The 21,781-nt window shown below is 37.4% G+C and carries 23 protein-coding genes; 22 read left to right on the top strand and 1 reads right to left on the bottom strand.

Annotated elements, in window-relative coordinates:
- Positions 1-9: 9 nt before the first annotated feature.
- Positions 10-1,281: a putative DNA modification/repair radical SAM protein gene (locus ACZ42G_RS11305; protein ID WP_464850476.1), complete on the bottom strand. Its 1,272-nt coding sequence runs from the start codon at positions 1,279-1,281 to the stop codon at positions 10-12.
- Between the two features lie 144 nt (positions 1,282-1,425).
- Here ACZ42G_RS11305 and ACZ42G_RS11300 point away from each other — a divergent pair, with 144 nt between their 5' ends.
- The 22 genes from ACZ42G_RS11300 to argF all read left to right on the top strand — a co-directional run bounded on the left by ACZ42G_RS11300 (position 1,426) and on the right by argF (position 21,695).
- Positions 1,426-1,602 (top strand): aspartyl-phosphate phosphatase Spo0E family protein, encoded by a 177-nt coding sequence (locus ACZ42G_RS11300; protein WP_274893321.1) that lies wholly within the window; start codon positions 1,426-1,428, stop codon positions 1,600-1,602.
- Positions 1,603-1,674: 72 nt separating this feature from the next.
- On the top strand, positions 1,675-2,001 hold the full coding sequence (locus ACZ42G_RS11295) for a flagellar protein FlaG (RefSeq protein WP_085111701.1): 327 nt from the start codon (positions 1,675-1,677) through the stop codon (positions 1,999-2,001).
- Positions 2,002-2,013: 12 nt separating this feature from the next.
- Positions 2,014-3,795, top strand: a complete 1,782-nt coding sequence (gene fliD, locus ACZ42G_RS11290; protein WP_464850475.1) for a flagellar filament capping protein FliD — start codon at positions 2,014-2,016, stop codon at positions 3,793-3,795.
- Between the two features lie 36 nt (positions 3,796-3,831).
- On the top strand, positions 3,832-4,218 hold the full coding sequence (gene fliS / locus ACZ42G_RS11285; RefSeq protein ID WP_013788616.1) for a flagellar export chaperone FliS: 387 nt from the start codon (positions 3,832-3,834) through the stop codon (positions 4,216-4,218).
- 6 nt (positions 4,219-4,224) lie between these two features.
- Positions 4,225-4,692, top strand: a complete 468-nt coding sequence (flgN, locus tag ACZ42G_RS11280; protein ID WP_464850474.1) for a flagellar export chaperone FlgN — start codon at positions 4,225-4,227, stop codon at positions 4,690-4,692.
- A 138-nt stretch (positions 4,693-4,830) separates the two neighbouring features.
- Positions 4,831-5,025: a zinc-ribbon domain-containing protein gene (locus tag ACZ42G_RS11275; protein WP_014759476.1), complete on the top strand. Its 195-nt coding sequence runs from the start codon at positions 4,831-4,833 to the stop codon at positions 5,023-5,025.
- 174 nt (positions 5,026-5,199) lie between these two features.
- Complete coding sequence (locus ACZ42G_RS11270; RefSeq protein WP_464850473.1) at positions 5,200-5,976, top strand: basic amino acid ABC transporter substrate-binding protein; 777 nt, start codon at positions 5,200-5,202, stop codon at positions 5,974-5,976.
- Positions 5,977-6,004: 28 nt separating this feature from the next.
- Positions 6,005-6,667 (top strand): amino acid ABC transporter permease, encoded by a 663-nt coding sequence (locus ACZ42G_RS11265; RefSeq protein WP_013787448.1) that lies wholly within the window; start codon positions 6,005-6,007, stop codon positions 6,665-6,667.
- Positions 6,654-7,376 (top strand): amino acid ABC transporter ATP-binding protein, encoded by a 723-nt coding sequence (locus ACZ42G_RS11260; RefSeq protein WP_464850472.1) that lies wholly within the window; start codon positions 6,654-6,656, stop codon positions 7,374-7,376. The genes ACZ42G_RS11265 and ACZ42G_RS11260 overlap by 14 nt, the downstream gene beginning before the upstream one ends.
- 143 nt (positions 7,377-7,519) lie before the next feature.
- The gene (hpf, locus tag ACZ42G_RS11255) at positions 7,520-8,059 is read left to right on the top strand and encodes a ribosome hibernation-promoting factor, HPF/YfiA family (protein ID WP_085111694.1); all 540 of its coding nucleotides are present in this window, start codon (positions 7,520-7,522) and stop codon (positions 8,057-8,059) included.
- A gap of 125 nt (positions 8,060-8,184) precedes the next feature.
- Positions 8,185-8,826, top strand: coding sequence for a hypothetical protein (locus tag ACZ42G_RS11250; RefSeq protein WP_085111693.1), 642 nt, complete (start codon positions 8,185-8,187; stop codon positions 8,824-8,826).
- Between the two features lie 215 nt (positions 8,827-9,041).
- Positions 9,042-10,316 (top strand): HD-GYP domain-containing protein, encoded by a 1,275-nt coding sequence (locus ACZ42G_RS11245; protein ID WP_085111856.1) that lies wholly within the window; start codon positions 9,042-9,044, stop codon positions 10,314-10,316.
- A complete protein-coding gene (locus tag ACZ42G_RS11240) occupies positions 10,306-10,869 on the top strand; it encodes a DUF5317 domain-containing protein (RefSeq protein WP_464850471.1) in 564 nt (187 codons plus the stop codon). The genes ACZ42G_RS11245 and ACZ42G_RS11240 overlap by 11 nt, the downstream gene beginning before the upstream one ends.
- 34 nt (positions 10,870-10,903) lie before the next feature.
- On the top strand, positions 10,904-11,416 hold the full coding sequence (locus ACZ42G_RS11235) for a 3H domain-containing protein (protein ID WP_464850470.1): 513 nt from the start codon (positions 10,904-10,906) through the stop codon (positions 11,414-11,416).
- 54 nt (positions 11,417-11,470) lie between these two features.
- Entirely contained in the window at positions 11,471-11,875 is a 405-nt protein-coding gene (locus ACZ42G_RS11230) for a bacteriohemerythrin (RefSeq protein ID WP_464852165.1), read from the top strand.
- Between the two features lie 140 nt (positions 11,876-12,015).
- Positions 12,016-14,700 (top strand): preprotein translocase subunit SecA, encoded by a 2,685-nt coding sequence (gene secA / locus ACZ42G_RS11225; RefSeq protein ID WP_464850469.1) that lies wholly within the window; start codon positions 12,016-12,018, stop codon positions 14,698-14,700.
- Positions 14,701-14,723: 23 nt separating this feature from the next.
- Positions 14,724-15,822 (top strand): peptide chain release factor 2 gene (gene prfB / locus ACZ42G_RS11220; protein ID WP_240495752.1). Its coding sequence is split into 2 segments (ribosomal slippage): positions 14,724-14,792 and positions 14,794-15,822, totalling 1,098 coding nucleotides; the frame shifts between segments, so codons are not numbered across the junction.
- A gap of 55 nt (positions 15,823-15,877) precedes the next feature.
- Entirely contained in the window at positions 15,878-18,016 is a 2,139-nt protein-coding gene (locus ACZ42G_RS11215) for a Tex family protein (RefSeq protein ID WP_464850468.1), read from the top strand.
- 34 nt (positions 18,017-18,050) lie between these two features.
- On the top strand, positions 18,051-18,788 hold the full coding sequence (gene prpE / locus ACZ42G_RS11210) for a bis(5'-nucleosyl)-tetraphosphatase PrpE (protein WP_464850467.1): 738 nt from the start codon (positions 18,051-18,053) through the stop codon (positions 18,786-18,788).
- An 11-nt stretch (positions 18,789-18,799) separates the two neighbouring features.
- Complete coding sequence (locus tag ACZ42G_RS11205) at positions 18,800-19,477, top strand: TVP38/TMEM64 family protein (RefSeq protein WP_464850466.1); 678 nt, start codon at positions 18,800-18,802, stop codon at positions 19,475-19,477.
- Positions 19,478-19,569: 92 nt separating this feature from the next.
- Positions 19,570-20,727: an amidohydrolase gene (locus ACZ42G_RS11200; RefSeq protein WP_464850465.1), complete on the top strand. Its 1,158-nt coding sequence runs from the start codon at positions 19,570-19,572 to the stop codon at positions 20,725-20,727.
- A gap of 26 nt (positions 20,728-20,753) precedes the next feature.
- A complete protein-coding gene (gene argF / locus ACZ42G_RS11195; RefSeq protein ID WP_464850464.1) occupies positions 20,754-21,695 on the top strand; it encodes an ornithine carbamoyltransferase in 942 nt (313 codons plus the stop codon).
- Positions 21,696-21,781: the final 86 nt, after the last annotated feature.

The following is a 21,781-nucleotide window of genomic DNA, read 5'->3' as shown; positions in this document are numbered from 1 at the left end:
CTAACTAAGCTATACGATTATCGGTAAATTGTTCAAAGTATTATCGATGTCAAATATGCTAAGCTGTCCTTTTATGACATTGTTTTTTGGCAAAAGTCTATTTTTTATCTTATCTGTTTCTATTTCGCATCCACCGTAATATTTTCCATTGCATGTTATAAAGTATTTTGCCCTTTTTAATACGACTCCCAGTTTTTTAAGTGAATCATAGTTAAGGTAAGCAGCTTTTCGCGCCTTTACAATCCGGTTTGCTGTCCTTAAACCTATGCCTGGTACTCGTAAAAGCATGTTATATTCTGCAGTATTTACTTCAACAGGAAATAGGTTTAGATTTTTCATGGCCCAGTTGATTTTGGGGTCCAATGATACATCAAAATTTGGCTCTTCTTCAGTCAGTAATTCATCAGCCTTGAAATTGTAGTACCTTAAAAGCCAATCAGCTTGATACAAGCGGTGTTCCCTTAAAAGAGGAGGTGATGATACTCCCAAAATATTGTTGTCATTAAAAACAGGGATGTACGCGGAGTAATACACTCTTTTAAGGTCATAATATTTGTACAGATTTTCTGACAGCTTTAATATGGTCCTATCGCTTTCTGGTGTTGCACCTATAATAAGCTGCGTCGTCTGTCCTGCAGGCACAAATTTATCTGTGCGGCGCATCAGCTTTTTTGACTCACTCTTTTCCATCAATTGATTGTGTATGAAGCTCATTGGCTTTATTATTGATTCTTTTGTCTTTTGAGGTGCCAATAATTTTAAAGACTTTTCTGATGGAAGCTCGATATTTACACTCATGCGATCTGCGTAAAGGCCGGCCAGCCTAATGAGATTTACGTCTGCACCTGGGATAGCCTTTAAATGTATGTATCCGTTAAAATTGTATTCCTCCCTCAGTTTTTTGACAGTCTTAATGAGAAGCTCCATCGTGTAGTCAGGGCTTTTGTATACAGCAGAGCTTAAAAACAATCCTTCTATGTAATTTCTGCGGTAAAAATTTATCGTAATGTCAGCAAGCTCCTCAGGCGTGAATAATGCTCTCTCTACGTCATTTGAGCATCTGTTTACACAATATGAGCAGTCGTAGATGCAGATATTTGTAAAAAGTATTTTAAGAAGGGATATGCACCTGCCGTCTTCAGACCAACTGTGGCATATGCCATAGAAAGCTGCGTTCCCTATACCGCTATTTTTGTTTTCTCTATCGCTTCCGCTGGATGAGCATGATACATCGTATTTTGCTGCATCAGCCAATATACTTATCTTTTTGAGAAGATCCATGTTAAAACACCTCAATGATATTATAACACAAACATATGTTCAGATAAAAGCGTTTATATAGTGTTTGAAAAAAATTTAATAAAAATTTCTTAAAGCCGATATATAAAAATGAAGTAAGTTACAATAGCTTATATGGAGGAGAAAATGGCAAAGATCATAAGAGAACATTACTATAAAAATGATTCAGTGGAGGAGAAGATAAAGCTATTGAAGAAGGAGCTTAATAAGAACATAGTAGATATGGCGAAAGCGCTGGAGATAAGTCAGGAATTAGATAAGCTTATTGTAGAATACATGTCTTGCGAAAAAAGCGCCAAATAAATTCACTAATTTTTTTAAATATTTTGCCGATATAGAAATTAACATGTGAGTTATTTTTAGGGAGGTATATAGATGATTCAAAATATATCATTAGAAGGAGGAAGTGGAAAGCTAAATAGCTTATTGACTGACAAGATTGATGACGTAAAAGAGATTTTCAAAAATCCGGTTGATGAGAAAACGGTAAAAGACGAAATAAACGACGTCAACAATAAAATCAAGAAAAATGACGGTACATATTTTGAATTTTCTGTTCACAAACCTACAAATACAATAGTGGTGAAAATTGTAGACAGCAAGACAAATGAAGTCATAGACGAGATCCCGCCAGAAAAAATATTGGATTTGGTGGCGGGATTGTGGAAAATAGCAGGGCTTTTTGTTGATAGAAAAATTTAGGAGGAGTGTAGTATGGATCCTATTACAATGCAAAACTCTACTACCAGCAACTTACTGAGAATAAGCGGTCTTGCATCAGGAATTAATACTGATCAAATCGTGAGTCAGCTTATGCAGGCTGCGAGTCAGCCCCTTTATCAATTGGAGCAGCAAAAGCAGTGGCTTCAGTGGCAGCAGCAGGATCTTCAGGATATAAATACAAAGCTTTTGACACTAAGGGACAATACACTGTTTAGCATGAAGTTACAAGGGACATATCTTGCAAAAACAGTTTCATCAAATACCTCAATTGCGACGGCTACAGCGGGTGTAAATGCTGTAAATGGGACATATCAATTAACTGTAAATCAACTGGCTACAGGAGCAACTTCTGCCAGCACTGCTGCCATTGGTGCTTACACGAAAAATTCTGATGGTAGTGTGACTTATAATCCTTTAATAAGCTCGGATGTCACAATTCGATTAAATAACAATAGTATTACATTCAAAGCAGGATCAACCATAAACGATATTGTTTCAACAATTAATAGCGTATCAAGTACAACCCACGTTAATGCGACTTATGATACGACCACAGATAGACTATTCTTAATAACAAATTCAACAGGTTCAAGTTCAAAGATTGATTTTAGCGGTACAGATTCTACAGGACTTACATTCTTGACAAGCACATTGAAATTAGGTTTCAATTCCAGTTCATACACTGGAACAGCAGCGTATACTACATATACTGGAAGTGGTACAAGCATATCAATAAATGGTACACAAATAAATATATCAACTAATGAAGATATTAATAGTATAATTAGTGATATAAACAACAATGTTTCTTCTGTAAATGCAAGTGTTGATAGCAATGGTGTTATAACAATAAGTAGCAAAAATGGTTCACAGGTTAGTATATCTGGAGATTATGATTTTTTGTTGAATAATCTTCATTTGCCATTTTCTCAAGGTACAGATGCTTCATTTTCATTTAATGGAGTCAACATGACTACTTCGACAAACAATGTATCTGTTGCAGGTATCAATATAAATCTTACAGGTATAGGTTCAACAACCCTCTCTGTTCAGACGGATACAGATACCATATACAATAGCATAAAGAGTTTCGTTGATGCGTATAACGACGTGATCACAACTATAAATTCAAAATTGACAGAGCAAAGGTATTATGACTATCAGCCATTGACAGATGATCAGAAAAAGCAGATGAGCCAAGACGACATTACCGCATGGCAACAGAAAGCCAGAAGCGGTGATTTAAGTGGAAATGACAACCTTACATCCATATATTACAGCATGAGAAATGCCATATCAGGCACTGTAACAGCTACTGACGGTACACAGATGACATTGAGTTCTATAGGGATAACTACAGGTCAATGGTATGAAGGCGGTAAGCTTTATATAGATGATACAAAACTTAAAAATGCGATACAAAATAATCCTCAAGAGGTAATGGATCTTTTCACAAAAATAACGGAATCTACTACGGATGTAAATGCTACACCTGGTTCAAGCTCAAACGATGGTATTGCTGCAAGGCTTTACTACATAGTAAATAATGGCATAAACTCTATAACGCAAGAAGCTGGTGGGGGGCAGTATCAGCTATATGATAATAGCTTTTTGGGTCAGCAGATTAACGATATAAACCAAAGGATGTCTGACATGCAAGATCAGCTAAATACATTAGAGCAACAGTATTATGATCAGTTTACGCAATTAGAGACGTACATGTCGCAGATGAATTCTCAAAGCCAGTGGTTAAGTCAGCAGCTTAATGGATAAAGATTCTTTGCTTTAAACAGGAAGGGGAATTGATAAATGATTGATCCGTATATGGAGTACAAGCGAAATTCTGTCATGACAGCAAGTCCGGAAGAATTGGTCTTGATGCTCTACAATGGAATTATTCGCTTTGCAAATGAAGCGAAACAAGCGATAGATGATAAAAACATCGAAAAAGCTCATAACAGCATAACAAGAGCGCAGGACATAGTATTAGAGCTTATGGCGACTCTTGACATGCAGTATGATATATCGAAAAATCTTTACAGCATTTATGATTTTATTTCAAGAAGGCTGATAGATGCCAATTTAAAAAAAGATAAAAAGCCGTTAGACGAAGTGATATCTTTGATAACAGAGCTTAGAGATACATGGGGAGAAGCGATGGGAAAAGTTCGAGCAAAAGTTTATTCTAAAGGTTGATATAGTATGGTAAGCGATGTAAAAAAATTGATAGAGTTGGCTGAAAAAAAATTAAATTATTTAAACGAAATGCTTCAACTAAATAATCAGTTAAACATGGCCATAAATTCACAAAGGCTTGATGACATAAAAAACATATTGGAGAAAAAACAAGAAATCATAGCAAGCATTGATGAGATAGACAGTGAATTTTTGCCTATGTACAATCTGTACAAGAAAGTAAACAGGATTGACAGCATTTTTAATACGCCCAGCAATAGTGCAGATAAAAGCGTGTTAAAGGGAATACTGATAGATATAAAAGGCACATTAGAAAAAATAAAAGAAGTTGAAGATAAAAATTTAGATGATATAAACTGCGCTTTTAAAAATCTTGAAGAAAAAATAAGCGACATATCAAAAGGGAAAAAAGGATATATAGAGTATCTTAAGTATTACACACCTGGCAGCTATTTTGTGGATAAAAAGCGCTAAATGTTTATGTGGTAATAATTATGCAATTTTTAAAATTTTAAAATTTATTGATAAAACTTTTAGCCGGTGGTATAATATTACTGTATAGTCTAATTGGCTATACAGTAAATAAATGTCAAAGTGAGGGGATTATTTATTATGTATCAAGACAAGACATTGGTCTGCAAAGACTGTGGGGCAGAATTCGTGTGGACTGCCGGTGAACAAGAATTTTATGCTCAGAAAGGCTTTCAAAATGCGCCAGTAAGGTGCAAATCATGCAGAGATGCTAAAAAGCAGAGAAACAATCAATTTAACTCCAGGAGAGGAAGAGTTGCTGGAGCAAATAAGTAATCCCCTTCACTTTTGCAAGAAGTAAAGAGGATTATTGAGGGCATTCCAAAAGGGATGCCCTTTAATCATTTTTCCACCAGAAAATTTTTTGATGTGTTAAAAAATATATTGCAATATTATGCATGTGATAGTATAATTATTTAGTAAATTATCTATTGTCGGGAGGAGAAAAAATTGAAAAAAAGGTTGATAATATCTTTAATTCTTATCACTATTATGTCTATCGCACTAAGCGGTTGTTCGAAACAGTCTACGCTAAGCAGAGTGAAAAAATCAGGGGTTATCGTCATGGGTACCAGTGCCGATTTCCCACCGTTTGAATTTCACAAAGTTGTCAATGGTAAAGACACAATAATGGGCTTTGATGTGGATCTAGCTAATGCAATTGCTAAAAAATTAGGAGTAAAACTAGAGATAAAAGATATGGATTTTACAGGGCTTATTCCAGCTCTTCAAAGTGGTCAGATTGACATGGCTATTGCAGGCATGAATGCCACACCAGAGAGAAAGAAAAACGTTGATTTTTCTGATGAGTATTATAATTCTGAGCAGGTTTTAGTCGTGAAAAATTCCAGTAGTATAAATAACTTAAATGACTTGAAAGGCAAGACGGTAGCTGTACAGCTTGGAACTACGTCTGATGATGCGGCTAAGAAGATAAAAGGAATAGACATAAAAGAGCTAAATAGATTAGGCGATGCATTTTTATCATTAGAAAACGGCAGGGTAGATGCTATATTAATGGAAAGCACAATTGCAGATGCATACTTAAAAGAGTATAAAGACATGAAGATGCTTCACATAAAAGAGATAAATGAAGCTGTGCCAGGATATTCGGTTGCTGTCGCAAAAGGGAATCAGGATCTGGTAAACCAGATAAATAGCGTAATAAAAGAGCTTAAAGACAGCGGCGAATACGAAAAAATGTTAAATAAATGGATGGGAAAATAAAGCCTCTTGAAAGGAGAAAAAAAGGTTAATGAATCTTGATTTTTCAAGTATGCCACAATACACACAGCTTTTTATAAATGGACTTATAATGACAATAGAGCTTACTATTATATCTGTGGCAATAGGCGCTGTATTGGGATTGATTGTTGCCTTGATGAAGATGTCCAGCGTGAAAATATTGAGCTTTATTGGCTCAGCATACGTTGAGATAATAAGAGGCACACCTCTTTTGGTGCAGATACTCATTATATACAACGGTTTGCCTCAATTTGGCATAAAATTCCCTGGATTTGTAGTAGGCATAATAGCCCTTTCTATGAACAGTGCAGGCTATGTGGCGGAGATAATACGCTCAGGCATTCAGGCAGTGGATCCGGGACAGATGGAAGCCTCTCGCTCTTTAGGCATGTCCCACAGCATGGCGATGAGGTACGTCATAATTCCCCAGGCAATAAAGAATATTTTGCCGGCTTTAGGCAACGAATTTGTCGTAATGTTGAAAGAATCGTCTATAGTGTCTGTCATAGGCTTTGCAGATCTTACAAGGCAAGCAGAGATAGTATCAAGTGTCACATACAGGGCATTTGAGCCGCTTATAATAATAGCAGCTATTTACTTTGTGATGACACTGGTATTCTCAAGGCTTTTAAGCAAGTTTGAAAGGAGGTTAAGGACAGGTGATACGCGTTGATAACCTCCATAAAAGATTTGGCAATTTAGAAGTCTTAAAAGGTGTAAGCTTAGAAGTAAAAAAAGGTGAAGTTTTGGTAATAATCGGTCCAAGTGGTTCTGGGAAAAGCACTATATTAAGGTGCATAAACCTTCTTGAGGAGCCGACAAAAGGTGACATATACATCGAAGGGGAAAAAATTAACGACAAAAAAGCTGATATAAATAAGATACGTCAAAAAGTCGGCATGGTTTTTCAGCACTTTAATTTATTTCCGAATATGACGGCTATCGGCAATATAACGCTGGCTCCTATCAAAGTAAAGAAGATGGACAAAAAAACTGCAGAGGATATTGCAATGAGATTGTTAAAGAAAGTTGGTCTGGAAGACAAAAGAGATGCATATCCTGTGAAGCTATCTGGAGGTCAGAAGCAAAGACTTGCTATTGCCAGAGCACTGGCTATGCAGCCAGATGTGATGCTTTTTGATGAGCCTACATCTGCACTGGACCCAGAGATGGTTAAGGAAGTATTGAATGTCATGAAAGAGCTGGCAAATGAAGGCATGACGATGGTAGTAGTGACACATGAGATGGGCTTCGCAAGAGAGGTTGCAGATAGAGTCATTTTTGTAGATGACGGAGTGATTGTGGAGGAAGGCTCGCCTGAAGAGCTTTTTGCCAATCCTAAAAGTCCAAGGACAAAAGAATTTTTCAGCAAAATACTGTAAGTTTTACCGGGTGCAGAAGCACCCTTTTTTATTTATCATTATATTTTGCAAAATTCGCAAAATATTAATAAGAATTTATGCAGGAATATTAGATTTCATGTAGAATTATAATAATATAGACATAAAGAAAGGAGTTGTATTGTATGAGGATTACAGTAAGCGGTAGAAATGGCATGGCTATAACAGATGGACTTAGAAATGCAGCTATAAAGAGTTTAAGCAAGATAGAGAAGTTTTTTGCGGATGACACAGAAGCACGTGTCGTCATGAGTGTTCAGAAAAATAACCAGATTGCAGAGGTTACGATACCTTTTAGAGGGATGATATTTAGAGCTGAAGAGGTAAGCGACGATATGTACGCTTCGATAGATAATGTCGTTGATAAGCTTGAAAAGCAAATATTAAAGTACAAGACGAAACTGAAAAACAATTTTACACCAGATTCTATAAGATTTGATGTTCAACAGGATTACATAAAAAATGATGTTCAGGATGAATCGGAGTTTGAAGTTGTAAAGACTAAGAGATTTGCTGTAAAACCTATGTCGGTTCAGGAAGCTATACTTCAAATGAATCTTTTAGGACATAATTTCTTCGTATTTACGAATTCCGAGACAGACGATTTTACAGTAGTGTATAAGAGAAAAGACGGTAAATATGGATTGATAGAGCCGACAATGTGAAAATAAAATTGAGGGTTAAAAAAACCCTCAATTTTTTTATGCGATAAAGAAGGAAAATAGAATTTTTTGTAGAATATTATTCCTGTATGTGTAAAAGTTGATTGAAAAAATGGAGTGTGAGCACGTTGATTGAATTTACAAAAGAAGTTATCAATTCTATGGAAGAATTGATAAATAGGGTACAAAGTGTAATATCAAGTAGAGTTATAGCTGAAAACGGACAGATTGCGGAGATTCACGTTTTAGCTGATACATCAAGAAATGCGAAGCAGATTGCAAGAGATGTACAATCGGTTTTAATGGCTGAGTTCAAAGTAGATGTAAACTACAAGATAATTAGTGTCGCACAGGTGGAGACAAGTGGCAGATACTATAACGATGAGAGGATTGCTTTTACAAATTTAACGTTTGCCAACAATGGAGTGAACTTAGAAGCAACCGTTGTCCTTACAAAGGGTTCTGAAATGTATGAAGGTGTATATAAAGGTGTAAATACAGAGAGGAACAAAAACAGGATAATCGTGAATGCCACACTTGAGTGTGTATCCAAAATACTTCCAGATGATCACAATCTCATTTTAGAAGATGTTGATATATATTCTTTTGCCAAAAAGCGTATAGCCATAGTCGCAGTGACACATGCAACACCTCAAGGAGAGGAGCTTCTTGTAGGCTCCAGCATCGTAAAAAAAGATGAAGGTGAAGCACTTGTAAAAGCGACATTAGACGCTTTAAACAGGCGTGTCATTTCGACAGTCGATAATTAAATAGCTTATTTTTACCCAAACCTTTATTAAGCGTAGCGTTTCGCCTGAAGCTTGAGAAGCTTGAGAGCATCTTTGGTAAAGGAGGGTTTCAGGATGAAAAAAGCAACAATCATAAAAGTACTTCTTGCTTTATTGGCATTAGCACTTGCTGGAGGAGCAAACTTACAATGGAATTAAGGTTTGGGTGGTAATTTTTGAATTTTGGGGAGGATATAATGCTTAATAATAAAACAAAAGTGTATATTACATTAATAACAACAATAGGTATAACATTTATAATATATTCTATATTAAACATAAACTACAATTACATTGGAGAAATTATTGTTTTTGGACTAATTGCTGCAATAACAGAATCATTGCCTATATATATTAATAAGCAGGTAACTGTTTCGGTTGGATACGCTATTGATTTAATGGCGTTACTAATATTTGGTCCATATGAAGCAGCCATAATAGGGACATTAGGATATCTTTTAGAAATTGTAAAAAAAAGGGATAACAGTATTGAATGTGTTTTTAATAAACCATATTATAAGACTTTATTTAATATTTCTCAAATAGCTATTAGCGTTGGGTTAGGTGGTCTGATATATAAATATTTAGGTGGTAAAACAGGCACTTTGGTATATCCAAATTATATTTTGCAAGCTATTGTTGCTGCAATAGTATATTATTTTTTAAATAATATATTGGTAACTGTATTAGTTTCGTTACTATTAAGTAAATCTTTTATAAAGACGTGGCTCAAAGATTTTAGTTGGATGGTAACAAATTTCTTATTTTTAGCATTTATAGGTATTTTAATGGCATTTACATTTGTTGCTTATGGATATATTTCTTTGGTAATCTTTTTTGTACCACTGTTGATGGTTAGATATATGTTTAAACTATACATGGAGCTTAAACAGTCTTACTATGACACCATAAATGCCCTTACAAAAGCATTAGAGGCTAAAGATAGGTATACTTTGGGACATTCTAAAAGCGTTGAGAAATTAGCCGTTTATCTTTGCAGAGAAGCTGGATTCAGCGAGGCACACACTGAAATGGTGCGTATAGCTGCGCTTTTGCATGACGTAGGCAAGATAGGCATTGTTGAAAATATTTTAAACAAACCTGGAAAACTATCAAAAGAAGAATACGACCATATCAAACAGCATCCTGTAAGCGGTTATGAGATATTGAAAGATGTGCCTTTTTTAAAAAACGTAAGGTATTGGGTTAGGTATCACCATGAATGGTACAATGGAAATGGCTATCCTGATGGGATAAGCGGGAGGCAGATACCACTGGAGGCAGAGATACTGGCCATTGCAGATGTGTTTGATGCGCTTGTATCAGATAGGCCTTACAGAAACGCCTACACGAGAGAAGAAGCGTACAAGATAATAGTTGATAATGAAGGTACGCAGTTTAGCCCGAGAGTAATAAAGCTATTTAAAAAGGCATACGAAAAGAACAAGGAGGATTTCAAACATGATTTTTGATTCTCTTGGCGCTTCATTTATATACGGTTTTCTATTAAGGAGAGGGAAAATAAGCGGCATTGCCGACATAGATATAAAAATGCCTATTTTTTTTATACTTGGCTTTGGACTTGAGTTTGGAGTGCTTAATTTAACGGATAAATACCCAATCATAATGACGTATAGAGCGTACATACATTTTTTGGATTATTTGATGCTTTTTATAGGACTGTGGTACAATCGACATAACAAATATATGAGAATAATAGCCGTAGGCATCATTTTAAATTTCATAGTCATTTTTGCAAATGGTGGAAGGATGCCTGTATCGATTAATTCTCTTAAAGCGGCAGGTATCGGCTATTTAGTGCCTGAGCTTACAAAAAACATCATTCCGACTCATCAAGCCATGACTTCATCTACGAAGCTAAAATTTTTGTGTGATGTTCTTTACCTGCCAAAGCCATATCCTCTTCCAAAGACTTTCAGCGTAGGTGACTTATTTATAGCTACAGGAATTTTTCTGATGGTTTCAAATGCCATGATAAATGCCTCTAAGAGAGTTAAAATATAAATGTGCATTTTGTGACTTTAAGAGGTGTAGATGGATGAATTCGGCAGATAGAAGAGATAAGATATTAGAGATTTTAAAAGCAGAGAAAGAACCTGTAAAAGGCAATAGATTGGCGGATGTTTTGGGTGTTACGAGGCAGGTAATTGTGCAAGACATAGCCATATTAAGAGCAGAGGGCATAAAGATATTGTCTACTCCGCAAGGCTACATATTAAGCTCAAGCGATAAAGGCAAATATACAAAAGTAATTGCAAGCAAACATTATTTTGATAGAACTGAGGAAGAACTGAATACTATTGTGGATAACGGAGGAAAAGTCTTAGACGTGATTGTCGAACATCCACTTTATGGCGAAATAAGAGGACTATTGATGATTTCATCTCGGTATGATGTTGAAAGATTTATGGAAAGCGTGAAAAATGCTAAAGCAACCCTTTTGTCATCATTGACAGAAGGCGTTCATCTGCATACTGTAGAAGCTGATTCAAAAGAAGTTTTAGATAGAATCGAAAAAAAACTTAAAGAAAAAGGATTTTTTGTCGAATAAATATATATTATAATTATTATGTAACAAGAATTTTCGAGAGGGGGATTTGAAGTGATAAAGTGGCAGCAGTCATTGTCTGTCGGCATAGACATGATAGATGAGGAACACAAAGAACTTTTCAATAGGGTTAACGATGTTTTTGACGCGTGTATGAAGCAACAAGGCCAAGACAAAGTCTATGAGATACTGGAATTTTTAAGAGAATACACAGTGAAACATTTTGGCGATGAAGAAAGACTTTTAGAAAAATACAAATACCCGGAATTGCCTCAGCATAAAAAGCTTCACGAGAAATTTGTAAGTGACATACAAGAAATAGAAAACGACGTTAAAAAGAATGGTGTCAGCGTATCAATAATAACCACTTTAAACCGCAAGTTAGTCGATTGGCTTATAAACCATATAAGCAAAGTAGACAAAAAATACGGTGAATACATAAAGGCACATCCGCTAAATTGAGAAATTAAAGATCCATGTTAGACAATTAGAATAACATGGATCTTTTTATATTTAAGGACAATACCTCATTTCCTTGATATGGTCACGATATAATGATATAATATATACTTGAATGATAATAACCTTGAGAAGGTGAGTTAATGTTAGGAGTTTTGGAAAAGATATTTGGCAGTTACAGTGAGAGAGAAGTAAAGAGAATAGAACCTATAGCAGATGAGGTTTTGTCATACGAGGAAGAGATGTCAAAGCTTTCAGATGATGAGCTAAGAGGCAAGACTCAGGAATTTAAGGATAGGCTTAAAAATGGAGAAACCCTTGACGATATATTGCCGGAAGCTTTTGCAGTCGTTAGAGAGGCTGCATGGCGTACGCTTAAGATGAAACATTTCAGAGTGCAGATAATAGGTGGTATTGTACTACATCAAGGCAGAATAGCTGAGATGAAGACTGGTGAAGGAAAGACGCTTGTTGCGACACTGCCAGCCTATTTAAATGCCTTGGAAGGAAAGGGAGTTCACATCGTCACAGTTAACGACTACCTTGCTAAGAGGGATCGTGACTGGATGGGTAAAATATATGAATTTCTGGGTTTAAGCGTTGGCGTCATACTTCACGATATGGACTCAGAGGAGAGAAAGAAAGCTTACGCTGCTGATATAACTTACGGTACAAACAATGAGTTTGGCTTTGACTACTTGAGAGACAACATGGTGATATATAAAGAGGAAATGGTGCAAAGGCATCTAAATTATGCAATCGTGGATGAGGTCGACAGCATATTGATAGATGAAGCCAGAACACCGCTTATCATTTCTGGCGTTGGCGAAAAGTCTACGGATCTATATAAAAGAGCCGATGCTTTTGTAAGAACTTTGAAAAATGAAGAAGATTATACAATAGATGAAAAGGCCAGAGTAGTAAGCTTGACTGAAAAAGGTGTGGAAAAAGCTGAGAAGTTTTTTAATTTGGATAATCTGGCTGATCTTGAAAATATAGAGATTTCCCACAATATAAATCAGGCTTTAAAAGCACATGCCATAATGAAAAGGGATAAGGATTACGTTGTAAAGGACGGAGAAGTCATAATAGTAGATGAGTTTACTGGAAGGCTTATGTTTGGCAGGAGGTACAGCGAAGGTCTGCATCAGGCAATAGAGGCCAAAGAAGGCGTAAAAGTCGAGAGAGAAAGCAAGACTCTTGCCACAATCACTTTTCAGAATTATTTCAGGATGTACGATAAATTAGCAGGTATGACTGGTACTGCTCTTACCGAAGAACAGGAATTCAGAGCTATATATGGTCTTGATGTTGTGGTAATACCTACCAATAAAGAGATGATAAGGATAGATCATCCTGATGTCATATACAAGACGGAAGAAGCAAAATTTAAGGCTGTCGTTGAAGATATAGTGGAACATCATAAAAAGGGACAGCCTGTACTTGTGGGTACTATTACCATTGAAAAATCAGAGAAATTAAGCAATATGCTTAAGAAACTGGGCATAAAGCATCAAGTTTTAAATGCTAAGTACCATGAAAAGGAAGCAGAGATTATAGCGCAAGCAGGACGAAAAGGCGCTGTTACGATAGCTACAAACATGGCTGGGCGTGGTACTGATATCATTTTAGGCGGCAATCCCGAATTTTTGGCGAAGAAAAAGATGATTGAAGAAGGATATTCTCCAGATGTCATAAATGAAGCATCTGGATACGGACCATTGCACAGCGAAGAACTTGTAAAGGCCAGAGAGAGATACCAGGAGCTTTTAAATGAGATAAAGAAGGAAACGGAAAAAGAGCATGAAGAAGTTGTTAAACTGGGTGGATTGTATATAATCGGCACAGAAAGGCACGAGTCCAGAAGAATAGACAATCAGTTGAGAGGGCGTTCTGGACGTCAAGGCGATCCTGGAGAGTCCCGTTTCTACATTTCTCTCGAGGATGACCTTATGAGGCTTTTTGGCTCTGAGAGAATAAAAAACATGATGAATACTTTAGGCATAGAAGACGATCAGCCTATCGAGCATAAGATATTGACAAAACAGATAGAACAAGCACAGAAGAAAGTTGAAGGCATAAACTTCGATGTCAGGAAAAATGTCCTTGAGTACGATGATGTAATGAATAAACAAAGGGAAATAATATACAAAGAGAGAAGAAAGGTATTAGAAGGAGAAGACTTAAGGCAGTACATCCTTGACATGGTAAAAGACATCATAAGAAGGAATGTGGAAATCTACACTGCAGGTAGCAAATATCCTGAAGAGTGGGACATAGAGGGATTATTGAATCATCTTTACGATTTATTTTTGGAAAAAGACAGCGTAGTAATAGATGTTGATTTTGGTAGGCTCGATAAGGAGATGCTTGCAGATATAATATATGAAGAAGCTGTAAGGCAGTATGAGAAAAAAGAGCAGCAAATAGGTCCACAGATGAGAGAGATAGAAAGGATAGTCCTCTTAAAAGTTGTGGATACGAGGTGGATGGATCACATCGACGAGATGGATCAGCTTCGCCAAGGCATAGGATTGAGAGCTTACGGACAAGTAGATCCTGTCATAGAGTACAAGAAAATAGGATATGAGATGTTTGAGGATCTTGTGAATTCTATACAGGAAGATACGGTGAAGTTCCTGTACCACATAGAGATAAGAAATGACAATATGCCACATAGAGAGCAGGTGGCTAAGCCTATCGCTACAAATCAAAGTGGCGATGAACCGAAGAAGCCTGTAGTCAAGAAAAAGAAAGTTGGAAGAAATGATCCATGCCCATGCGGCAGTGGTAAGAAGTACAAGAAATGCTGTGGAGCAAATCTTTAAAAATTTTAGAAGGAGATGATTGAGTGTTAGCAGATTATAAGACAGAAGTTTTGAACATGATAGATACTATAAAAGAAATGGGGGCTTCTCTTTGACATCGAAGGATTGAAAAGAGAAGTAGCAGAGATTGACAAAAAGATGTCGGAGCCTGATTTTTGGAGTGATTTAGAGAAATCTCAAGAGCTTTCAAAAAAGCAGAAAGATTTAAAAGAGATTATTTCAGAATACGAGGCTTTGGAAAAGCAGTGGGAAGATCTTCATACCCTTATCGAATTGGGTTTGGAGGAAGGGGATGAATCCCTTTCACAGGAAGTCCACGAGGAGTACAAAGCTCTTTCCAAAAAGGTAAACGACATGAAGATAAAGACGCTGCTAAGCGGGCCTTACGATAAAAACAATGCCATCCTTTCTATACACGCAGGTGCAGGTGGTACAGAAGCGCAGGATTGGACTGAGATGCTTTTGCGGATGTATATGAGGTGGGCGTCATCGAAAAATTACGATGTGGAGACGGTAGACTACTTGCCTGGTGATGATGCCGGTGTAAAAAGCGTGACGATTATGGTAAAAGGTCCTTTCGCGTATGGATATCTTAAAAGCGAAGCAGGTGTTCACAGGTTAGTCAGGATTTCCCCGTTTGATGCTGCCGGAAGGAGGCATACTTCATTTGCGCTTGTTGAAGTTTTGCCGGAGATAGACGATGATATTAAGGTGGATATAAGGCCTGAGGATTTGAAGATAGATACCTACAGGTCATCTGGTGCAGGTGGTCAGCACGTCAATAAGACAGAATCGGCTATCAGGATAACTCATATACCAACGGGCATTATCGTGCAGTGTCAGACAGAAAGATCGCAGATGCAAAACAGAGAAACTGCGATGAAGATGCTTAAGGCAAAATTGATGGATATGATGATAAAAGAGCAGAAGGAAAAAATAGAAGACTTAAAAGGCGAGCACAAAGAAGCAGGTTGGGGAAATCAGATAAGGTCCTACGTATTTCAACCTTACACGCTGGTTAAAGACCATAGGACGAATTTTGAGGTTGGCAATGTAAATGCTGTTATGGATGGGGAGATAGACGACTTTATCAACGCATATTTAAAGCAGAAGGTGTCATAAAGGGATATCGGAGGATATCCCTTATTTTAAATTTTAAAAATGAAGGGAAGGTTTTATGGATAAGATTGCATTAGCACTTAAGCAGGAATTTGGATTGAAAGATTTTCAGGTACTGAATACCATCAAACTCATTGACGACGGGAATACTATACCATTTATCGCAAGGTACAGGAAAGAAGCGACAGGAAGCCTGTCAGATGAAGTTTTAAGAAATTTTTACGATAGGCTTTTGTACCTAAGGAATTTAGAGGAGAAAAAAGCCGATACGATTCGTTTGATTGATGAACAGGGTAAGCTTACGGATGAGATAAGAGAAAAAATAGAAAACAGCAAGACACTGCAGGAAATAGATGATATCTACAGGCCTTTTAGACCAAAAAGAAGGACAAGGGCAACTGTGGCGAAAGAAAAAGGGCTTGAAGATCTGTCTAAGTTGATATCTGAAGGCAATGTCAAAGAAGGAAATCCAGATGACTACGCTTTGAAGTTTTTAAATGACAAAGTGGCAACTTTAGAAGAAGCTTATCAAGGCGCGATGGACATAGTGGCAGAGGACATATCTGATGATGCAGATACGAGAAAGTACATAAGGGATACCATTTGGGAAAATGGCAGTATTGTTACAGAAAAGCTTAAAGATGAAAAATCTCCTTATGAGATGTACTACAGCTACAGAGAGTCAATTAAAAAGATACCTCCTCACAGGATTCTAGCTATTAACAGAGCTGAGAGAGAAGGGTATATTTCTGTCAAGATAGACGTAGATGATGAAAAGATAGTGAATAGATTAATCGCAGAAAGTGTAAATAATCAATCGATTTTTAAAGAGTATCATGTAAGTGCAATAGTTGATTCATACAAAAGGCTTATCAAACCATCTATAGAGAGGGAAATAAGAAATAAGCTTACTGAGATTGCTGAAGATAAAGCTATAAAAGTGTTTAAGATGAACTTAAAGAGCCTCCTTTTAGAGCCACCTGTCAAAGGATATGTTGTGATGGGGTTTGACCCAGCGTACAGGACAGGGTGCAAGATTGCCGTTGTAGATGAAACAGGAAAACTTTTAGATACTGCCACTGTCTACCCTACGCTGCCTCAAAACGATGTAGATGGAGCAAAGGCGGTTTTGAAAGACTTGATAGAGAAGTACAATGTTGGTCTTATTTCATTAGGAAATGGAACTGCATCGAGAGAAAGCGAAATTTTTATAGCAGATCTAATCAAAGAGATGGACAGAGATTTGAAGTACGTCATAGTAAATGAAGCTGGTGCATCGGTGTACTCGGCGTCAGAGATAGGGACAGAGGAATTTCCTGACGTAAACGTAAGCTTAAGAGGGGCCATATCGATGGCGCGAAGGCTTCAAGACCCCCTTGCTGAGCTTGTAAAGATCGATCCTAAGTCTATTGGAGTAGGGCAGTACCAACACGATGTAAACCAGAAGATGCTGGGCGAAGCTTTAAATGGTGTCGTTGAAGACTGCGTAAATAGCGTAGGAGTCGACTTAAACACTGCATCTGTATCGCTTTTAAAGTACGTAGCAGGTATAAATGGGACCATAGCGAAAAACATAGTTGAGTATCGAAATACGGTTGGCAAGTTTAGAAATAGAAACGAGCTGAAAAAAGTCAAAAGGTTAGGTGAAGGGACTTTTACGCAATGTGCAGGCTTTTTAAGGATATTAAATGGTGACGACATATTCGACTCTACAGGTGTACATCCAGAGCGTTATGAGGTATTGGAAAAGCTTCTTTTGAAGTTTGGATATGTTAAGGATAAGTTAGATATTAAAAGCTTGAGGGATTTTGCTTACAAACTTGAGGAGTATGGACTTTTGAAGTTATCACAAGAATACGACATAGGAATTCCTACGCTTAATGACATTGTAAATGAATTAAAAAAGCCTGGCAGAGATCCCAGAGAAGACCTTCCAAAGCCAATCTTGAGATCTGATGTGATGACGATAGAGGAGCTTAAAGTTGGGATGGAATTGATGGGGACTGTAAGAAACGTCGTTGACTTTGGGTGCTTTGTAGATATAGGTGTTCATACTGATGGACTCGTCCACATATCAGAGATGTCTCAAAAGTACGTAAGTCATCCTTTGGATGTGGTATCTGTAGGTGATGTAGTTAAGGTAAGAGTAATTGACGTCGATGTAGAAAGAAATAGAATATCACTTTCAATGAAATAATATATGTATGATATGAACAAATGGAGGTTTTATATTGACAGCTTATGACGTTATCGGAGATGTTCACGGCTGCTATAAAGAGCTTACAGAATTAATAGATTTATTGGGCTACACATTAAAAGACGGTGTATACTTCCATAAAGATGATAGAAAACTTGTGTTTTTAGGCGATATTACAGATAGAGGGCCTAATTCTGTAGGTGTCATTGAACTTGTGTATAGAAATGTTAAGGCTAAAAAAGCTCTTTACACGCCTGGCAACCATTGCAACAAGCTTTACCGCTATCTTATAGGTCACAATGTGAAAATCATACATGGATTAGAGACAACAGTAGCCGAGTTAAATGACTTAAGCGAGAAGCAAAAAAGAATAGTCATTTCACATTTTAAAGAGCTTTACGAAATGGCTCCAATGTACCTTGTTTTAGATGATGGCAAGCTTGTTGTGGCACATGCGGGAATTAAAGAAAAATACATAGGCTTTTACGGGAAATACGTAAGGCAATTTGTCTTATATGGAGATATAACAGGTGAAAAAAATCTAGATGGCACGCCAGTAAGGCTTGACTGGGCAAAGGACTATAAAGGCAAACCGATTGTCGTGTACGGCCATACGCCTGTGAAAGAGCCGAGGTTTTTAAATAATACGGTTAATATAGATACAGGGTGTGTATTTGGAGGGAAGCTTTCTGCTTTAAGGTATCCTGAAATGAAGGTATACAGCGTAAAATCTTCGATGCCTTACGATGAAAGCAGGTTTAGAAATCTTTAGGAGGAAAATAGATGAGGAGAAATAAAAATAAGCTTTTCGTAAATAGCTTGTTAATAGGGGCTTTTGTATTTTTGTTTTTTTGGGTACTGTTTCGGTATGGCGACTACCTTACGTACCTTTTAAAAGACCCTGCAAAGTTTGAAAAGTGGATTTTAGGCTTTGGTGCAAAAGGCGTGCTGGTGTTTATACTTATACAGGTGCTGCAGGTTGTAATATTTATAATACCTGGTGAAGTGGTGCAGGTAGCTGGTGGATACCTTTATGGTGCTGTTTTAGGTTCTCTCTATTCTTTGATCGGCATAACCATTGGCTCCCTCTTGTGCTTTGCCATAGCAAGGTTTTTGGGTTATGAGTTTGTGAGGGGAATGATTTCAGAGGATAAGCTAAAAAAGTTTGACTACATCATAAACAACAAAAAAGGCGAGATGGGGCTTTTTATTGTATTTTTGATGCCAGGGCTTCCAAAAGATGCTTTGTCTTATGTGGCAGGATTAACACCAGTCAAATTTGTAAACTATTTTTTCATAACGGCTTTAGCTCGACTTCCGGGAATAGTTATTTCTTCATATATTGGTTCAAACATTGAACATAAAAATTACATGGTTTCTGCCGTTGTTTCAGTGATAGCGGTTATTCTATTTGTCATAGGATTTTTAAATAAAGACAAGATAATCAAGAAGATAAATTAAACTTGCTACTCTGTTTACAATTTTTATCAGTGTAGTATAATATCTTTTAGGTTCTTTTCATTTGAAAAATTCTAAAGACGGGGGGTTTTACGGTGTATCTTTTAAAAGGCGGCAAAGTATTGACTATGGCAGGGAAAAACTATGAAAAGGCTGATGTACTTATAGGAGATGGAAAGATATTAGATGTAGGTGAGGAAATAATAGCACCGCTTGATGCGGAAGTCATAGATGTATCTGGGCTTACAGTGATGCCAGGCATGATAGATGCTCATTGCCACTTGGGCATGTGGGAAAATGCCGTAGGGTTTGAAGGGGCAGATGGAAATGAGGAGACAGATCCTATCACACCACAGTTGCGGGCTATTGATGGCATAAACCCTATGGATAAGTATTTTCAAGAAGCATACGAGGCAGGCGTTACTACGGCTGTTACAGGTCCTGGCAGTGCTAATGTCATAGGTGGACAATTTGTAGCCATCAAGACTTATGGCAGACGCATCGACGATATGATAGTAAAAGAACCTGTGGCGGTTAAAGTGGCCTTTGGAGAAAACCCGAAATCTGTCTACAATGAACAGCACAAGATGCCTATGACTAGAATGGGCATTGCTGCACTGCTTAGACAGGAGCTTATAAAGGCCCAAGAGTACATGGAGGACATGGAGAAAGATCCTTCTGATGATGAGAAAAAGCCGTCAAGAGATCTGGGGCTTGAGATTTTGGTTAAAGTATTAAAAAGAGAGATACCTTTAAAGGCACATGCCCATAGGGCTGATGACATATTCACTGCTTTAAGGATAGCAAAGGAATTTAACGTGGACATAACCATTGACCATTGCACTGAAGGCCATCTTATAGCTGATTACCTTGTCATGGAAAAGGCAAAAGTCATCGTTGGTCCGTCATTATCTGAAAGATCAAAGGTGGAGCTTGCAAACCTTACTTTTAAGACGCCGGGGATTTTATCAAAAGCAGGGTTGGATGTAGCCATTATGACAGACCATCCTGTCATTCCGCTTAATTACTTGCCGATTTGTGCAGGTCTTGCAGTAAGAGAAGGTATGGATGAGATGGAGGCATTAAAGGCTATTACGATAAATCCAGCTAAGATCGTCGGAATAGACGATAGAGTTGGCAGCATAGAAAAGGGAAAAGATGCTGATATAGCCGTATTTGACGGAAATCCAATTGAGATAAAGACTAAGACAAAGTTTGTATTCATAAATGGACAATTGGTATTTAAAAGATAAATATAGTTTTGAAAGGAGTAAAGTAAATGGGATTTAATTTAAAAGGCAGGAGTTTATTATCTTTAAAAGACTATACACCGCAGGAGATAAGGTATCTTCTGGACATTTCAAAGCAGGTTAAAGCAGAAAGAAAGGCAGGAATAGTCCATCAAAGGTTTTTAGGAAAGACAATCGCATTGATATTTGAAAAGCGCTCAACAAGGACCAGGTGTGCATTTGAGACAGCATTTGGCGAAGAAGGAGGACACCCTGTCTTCTTGTCGACAGATGATATTCAGCTTGGGGCAAAAGAATCCATAGAAGACACTGCGAGAGTTCTCGGCAGGATGTTTGATGCCATCGAATTTAGAGGATACAATCAAAGCACTGTTGAAGCTCTTGTAAAGTATTCAGGCGTCCCTGTATACAATGGGCTTACAGACGAATACCATCCTACACAGGTTTTGGCTGATTTAATGACGATAGAAGAGGAATTTGGACACTTAAAAGGCACAAAATTGGTGTTTGTCGGCGATGGAAGAAACAACATGGCAAATACGCTGGCTATCGGCTGTGCCAAGATGGGCATGGAATACGTTATTAATTCGCCAAGAGAGCTTTGGCCTCAAGAGGACTACATAAATGAGATTAGAGAAATGGCTGCCGAAAATGGAGGGACATTTACTCTGACAGATGTGCCTGGTGAAGGCTTAGAAGGCGCACATGCAATTTACACAGATGTATGGGCATCTATGGGAGAAGAATCAAAGCAAAAAGAGAGAGAAATGCTGTTAAGGCCATTCCAAGTGAACGACGAGCTTATGAAAAAGACAAATAGGCCTGACACGATATTTTTGCACTGCTTGCCTGCTGTAAAAGGACAGGAAGTAACGTACGAAGTGATTGAAGGAAAGCAGTCGAGGGTATGGGACGAGGCTGAAAACAGAAAGCATACCATTAAGGCTGTCATGATAGCGACGATTCTCTAAAAAAGTCAAGGCAATTTGCCTTGGCTTTTTCACATACTATTCAAATCGCGAATAAAATGATATAATGTAGAATGTCATTATTTGCG

The sequence above is a fragment of the Thermoanaerobacterium calidifontis genome (assembly GCF_055381745.1).
The sequence above is the reverse complement of the archived record's forward strand: the minus strand, read 5'-3'. Positions and strand labels throughout refer to the sequence as shown.

Coding starts and splice junctions, on each gene's coding strand:
- ACZ42G_RS11305 (WP_464850476.1), bottom strand. CDS start 1,281: ATGGATCTTCTCAAAAAGATAAGTATATTGGCTGATGCAGCAAAATAC.
- ACZ42G_RS11300 (WP_274893321.1), top strand. CDS start 1,426: ATGGCAAAGATCATAAGAGAACATTACTATAAAAATGATTCAGTGGAG.
- ACZ42G_RS11295 (WP_085111701.1), top strand. CDS start 1,675: ATGATTCAAAATATATCATTAGAAGGAGGAAGTGGAAAGCTAAATAGC.
- fliD (WP_464850475.1), top strand. CDS start 2,014: ATGGATCCTATTACAATGCAAAACTCTACTACCAGCAACTTACTGAGA.
- fliS (WP_013788616.1), top strand. CDS start 3,832: ATGATTGATCCGTATATGGAGTACAAGCGAAATTCTGTCATGACAGCA.
- flgN (WP_464850474.1), top strand. CDS start 4,225: ATGGTAAGCGATGTAAAAAAATTGATAGAGTTGGCTGAAAAAAAATTA.
- ACZ42G_RS11275 (WP_014759476.1), top strand. CDS start 4,831: ATGTATCAAGACAAGACATTGGTCTGCAAAGACTGTGGGGCAGAATTC.
- ACZ42G_RS11265 (WP_013787448.1), top strand. CDS start 6,005: ATGAATCTTGATTTTTCAAGTATGCCACAATACACACAGCTTTTTATA.
- hpf (WP_085111694.1), top strand. CDS start 7,520: ATGAGGATTACAGTAAGCGGTAGAAATGGCATGGCTATAACAGATGGA.
- ACZ42G_RS11245 (WP_085111856.1), top strand. CDS start 9,042: ATGCTTAATAATAAAACAAAAGTGTATATTACATTAATAACAACAATA.
- ACZ42G_RS11240 (WP_464850471.1), top strand. CDS start 10,306: ATGATTTTTGATTCTCTTGGCGCTTCATTTATATACGGTTTTCTATTA.
- ACZ42G_RS11235 (WP_464850470.1), top strand. CDS start 10,904: ATGAATTCGGCAGATAGAAGAGATAAGATATTAGAGATTTTAAAAGCA.
- secA (WP_464850469.1), top strand. CDS start 12,016: ATGTTAGGAGTTTTGGAAAAGATATTTGGCAGTTACAGTGAGAGAGAA.
- ACZ42G_RS11215 (WP_464850468.1), top strand. CDS start 15,878: ATGGATAAGATTGCATTAGCACTTAAGCAGGAATTTGGATTGAAAGAT.
- ACZ42G_RS11205 (WP_464850466.1), top strand. CDS start 18,800: ATGAGGAGAAATAAAAATAAGCTTTTCGTAAATAGCTTGTTAATAGGG.
- argF (WP_464850464.1), top strand. CDS start 20,754: ATGGGATTTAATTTAAAAGGCAGGAGTTTATTATCTTTAAAAGACTAT.